We start from the raw sequence: 333 nt of genomic DNA on the forward strand, positions 1-333 counted from the left end.
GACCTGGAGGGGGCGGAAACAACAAAAGCCGGTAACGATCCGGGATGGAAAGATGAAGCGCTGGCGAAAGGCTGGACGTTGCTGCAGGAGGTTCGCCGAAGTGATGACGGCCAGGCACCCCTAACCATCAACCTCCTGCGTGGCTTGCCGCCGGTGCGGTATATCCGCATACGGGTGCTGCACGTGGCGAACGGCGATGGCAGTAACAGCAATATGAGTGAACTGACCTTCTGGCGAAAATAACGTAAACTATTGTCTTTCTGTATGTTCCGCATTTCCGCAAACATTTGCATGACGAAAATGAGTAGAATTATCATTCCAACGCCTATTATT

At 52.0% G+C, this 333-nt stretch carries 1 protein-coding gene; it reads left to right on the plus strand.

Annotated features, from left to right (window positions below):
* Nucleotides 1-243: hypothetical protein (locus tag KK062_RS30160; protein ID WP_254088098.1), on the plus strand; the 243-nt coding region annotated here is incomplete at its 5' end.
* Between the last annotated feature and the right edge of the window lie 90 nt (nucleotides 244-333).

The sequence above is a fragment of the Dawidia cretensis genome, assembly GCF_018598175.1.
GTDB lineage: Bacteria > Bacteroidota > Bacteroidia > Cytophagales > Cyclobacteriaceae > Ohtaekwangia > Ohtaekwangia cretensis.